Origin of the sequence: Brevundimonas sp. (assembly GCF_031082345.1) — a bacterium.
Lineage (GTDB): Bacteria > Pseudomonadota > Alphaproteobacteria > Caulobacterales > Caulobacteraceae > Brevundimonas.
Genome location: NZ_JAVHLH010000279.1, coordinates 1 through 3,576, shown reverse-complemented (window position 1 = coordinate 3,576; position 3,576 = coordinate 1). Strand labels below are relative to the sequence as shown.

Annotated in this window: 2 protein-coding genes; one reads left to right on the top strand and one right to left on the bottom strand. The window is 71.1% G+C overall.

Going from position 1 to position 3,576, the window contains the following annotated elements; translation table 11 throughout:
* Nucleotides 1–1,264, top strand: a 1,264-nt coding sequence (locus RDU12_RS13975; RefSeq protein WP_308685219.1) for an HlyD family type I secretion periplasmic adaptor subunit, incomplete at its 5' end; no start/stop codon positions are given.
* A 5-nt stretch (nt 1,265–1,269) separates the two neighbouring features.
* Here the strand turns inward: RDU12_RS13975 and RDU12_RS13970 are convergent.
* Nucleotides 1,270–3,375 (bottom strand): malate synthase G, encoded by a 2,106-nt coding sequence (locus RDU12_RS13970; RefSeq protein ID WP_308685217.1) that lies wholly within the window; start codon nt 3,373–3,375, stop codon nt 1,270–1,272.
* Nucleotides 3,376–3,576: the final 201 nt, after the last annotated feature.

The window sequence follows — 3,576 nt, the reverse complement described above, 5'->3', positions numbered from 1 at the left end:
CGGCGTGATCATCCTGTTGTTCTTCGGCCTCTTCCTCGGCTGGGCCGCCTTCGCGCCACTGGACGCGGGGGCCTATGGCCAGGGCCAGGTCGCCGTGTCGGGCAACCGGCAGGCGGTGCAGCATCGTGAAGGCGGGGTGGTCAGCTCTCTGCTCGTCAAGGAGGGCGACACGGTCGAGCGTGGCCAGGTGTTGCTGACCCTGTCGAGCGGCGAGCTGCGCGCGACGGAGCGGGGCGTCGCCAGCCAGGTGTTCGCCCTGCTGGCCCAGCGGTCCCGCCTGATCGCCGAGCGGGACGGCCTGCGCGGCATCCCGACCCCGGCGGAGTTCGCCGATCTGCCGCCCGACGACGCGGTGCTGGCCCAGGAATCGCTGCGCATCCAGCAGCTCCAGTTCGGGGCCCGGCGCACGGGTCGGTCGACGGAGACGGGCGTGCTGCGTCAGCGGATCGCCCAGCTGAACGAGCAGATCCTCGGCTACGAGCGGCAGATCGCGGCCAACGTCGAACAGCAACGGCTGATACAGGAGGAGCTGGCCGGCATGCGCAGCCTGGCCGAGCAGGGCTATGCGCCGATCACCCGGGTCCGGGCGCTGGAGCGGACGGCGGCCCAGCTGGACGGCGAGCTGGGCTCGCTGCGGGCCCAGATCGCGCGGTCGCGGGAGGCCGTGGGCGAGACCCGGCTGCAGATGTCCGGGGTGTCGTCGGAGATGAACGAGGACGTGGCGGACCAGCTGCGCCAGATCGACGTGCAGCTGAACGAACTGCGGCCGCGGATGGCGGAGCTGCGCTCGCAGATCGCCCGGAGCGAGGTCCGGGCGCCGGCGTCGGGACAGGTGGTCGGCCTGACCATCTTCACCCAGGGTGGTGTGATCCAGCCGGGGCAGACCCTGATGGAGATCGTCCCGAGAGACGCGTCCCAGATCATCGTCGCCCAGATCAGCCCCAACGACGTCGACAACCTGCGGGTCGGGCAGGAGACCGAGGTGCGCTTCCCGGGGCTGCGCGAGCGGAACCCGCCGGCGATCCATGGTCGCGTCACCCGGATTTCGGCCGACAGCTTCACCGTCGAGGAGACGGGGGCCAGCTATTTCCGCGCCGAGATCGTGGTGCCGGCGGACGAGCTGGCCAAGCTGGGCCGATCGGCGAACACCCTGCGGCCAGGCGCGCCGGTCGAGGTCATCATCCTGCTGCGCAAGCGGACGGCGCTGAGCTATCTGGTCGAGCCGCTGACCAACAATCTGTGGCGGTCGGGCAGCGAGCAGTAGGGCGTTCAGGCCTTTTCCTTCGCCTCCCGCCTGAACCGGTGCAGCAGCGGCTCGGTGTAGCCGTTCGGCTGGGCCACGCCCTCGAACACCAGCGCCCGCGCCGCCTGGAAGGCGAGGCTGTGGGCGGGGTCGGCAGCCATCGGGCGGTAGAGGGGGTCGGCGGCGTTCTGGGCGTCGACCTTCGCGGCCATGCGCAGCAGGGCGGCGTCGACCTGCTGCGCGGTGCAGACGCCGTGCAGCAGCCAGTTGGCCATGTGCTGAGAGGAGATGCGCAGGGTGGCGCGGTCCTCCATCAGGCCGACGTCGTGGATGTCGGGCACCTTGGAGCAGCCGACGCCCTGATCGATCCAGCGCACGACATAGCCGAGCAGGCCCTGGGCGTTGTTGTCGAGCTCTTCGGCGATCTCGGCCTCGGTCCAGTTCCGGCCCGCGGCCAGCGGCGGGGTCAGCAGGGCGTCGAGGCCGGGGACCGGGCGGGCGGCGATGTCGGCGCGCAGGGCGAAGACGTCGGTCTGGTGATAGTGCAGGGCGTGCAGGGTCGCGGCGGTGGGCGACGGCACCCAGGCGGTGTTGGCCCCCGTCTTCGGATGAGCCGCCTTCTGGTCGAGCATTTCCGCCATGCGGTCGGGCGCGGCCCACATGCCCTTGCCGATCTGGGCCTTGCCGTCGAGGCCGCATTTGAGCCCGATCGCGACGTTGCGGGCCTCATAGGCGGCGATCCAGGCGGAGGATTTGATGTCGCCCTTGCGCACCACCGGGCCGGCCTGCATCGCCGTATGGATCTCGTCGCCGGTGCGGTCGAGGAAGCCGGTGTTGATGAAAACGATGCGGTCCCGAACCGCGTGGATGCAGGCGGCGAGATTGGCCGAGGTGCGGCGCTCCTCGTCCATAACGCCGACCTTGATGGTGTGGCGCGGCAGGGCGAGCGCGTCCTCGACCGCGTCGAACAGGTCGTTCGTGAAGGCGCACTCTTCCGGGCCGTGCATCTTGGGTTTGACGATGTAGATCGAGCCGGCGCGGCTGTTGCGGAAACGGCCCCGGCCCTTCAGGTCGTGCATCGCGATGAGGCTGGTCAGGAGGGCGTCGAGAATGCCTTCGGGCGCTTCGGAGCCGTCGGGCAGCTGGATCGCCGGGGTGGTCATCAGGTGGCCGACGTTGCGGACGAACAGCAGGGACCGGCCGGGCAGGGTGACGGCAGCGCCGTCCGGGGCGGTGAATTCACGGTCGGGGGCGAGGGTGCGGGTCAGGCGTTCGCCGCCCTTGGTGAAGGTCTCGACGAGGTCGCCCTTCATCAGGCCCAGCCAGTTGCGGTAGGCGGCGGTCTTGTCGGCGGCGTCGACGGCGGCGACCGAGTCCTCGAGGTCGACGATGGTCGACAGGGCGGCTTCGAGGACCACGTCGGAGATGCCCGCCGGGTCGGTACGGCCGATCGGGTGGTCGGGGTCGAAGACCACCTCGATGTGCAGGCCGTTGTGGCGGAACAGGCGCGAGCGGTCGCTGCGGCCGACGTACTGGCCGGGGTCGCGCAGGGCGATGCCCTCGTGCGGGTCGGTCAGGTCGGCCCAGCGGCCTTCGGCGAGCGGGACGGCTTCGTCGAGGAAGGCCCTGGCCCGGGCGACGACGCGGGCGCCGCGTTCGGGATCGTAGCCGCCGGCTTGCGGCAAGTCGCCGAGCGCGTCCGTGCCGTAGAGGGCGTCGTAGAGACTGACCCAGCGGGCGTTGGCGGCGTTGAGCACGAAGCGGGCGTTGAGGATGGGCACGACCAGTTGAGGGCCGGCGAGGGTGGCGACCTCGGCGTCGACATTGCGCGTGCCGATGGCGAAGGGGGCGGGTTCGGCGGCGAGGTAGCCGATCTCGCGCAGGAAGGCGGTCGTGGCGGCGGGGTCGTGGGGCTGGCCCCGGCGGGCCGTGTGCCAGGCGTCGATGCGGGCCTGGAGGTCATCGCGGACGGCGAGCAGGCGGCGGTTCTCCGGGGCGAAGCGGGCGAAGACGTCGGCGGCGCCGGTCCAGAAGCGATCCGCATCGAGGTCGAGGCCGGGCAGGACCTCGGTCTCGATAAAGGCGGCGAGCTGCTCGTCGACCTGCAATCCGGCGCGCGGCGACATCGGCATGGGCGTCTCCTTGTGGGGCGGCCTGTAACATTCCGTGATGACCCCGGGGAAGTCGAGCGGGATTTTGCGGTGCGGCGCGGACTCCGGGCGCCGGCTTCTTCTCCCCCCCGTCCCGGGGAGGGAGAATTCGGGCGCGAGTCTTCGCCGCTCGTGATCGAGCGGTTGGGGAGAGCGCGGGACAGCCGGGCCTCGCCCGGTTGC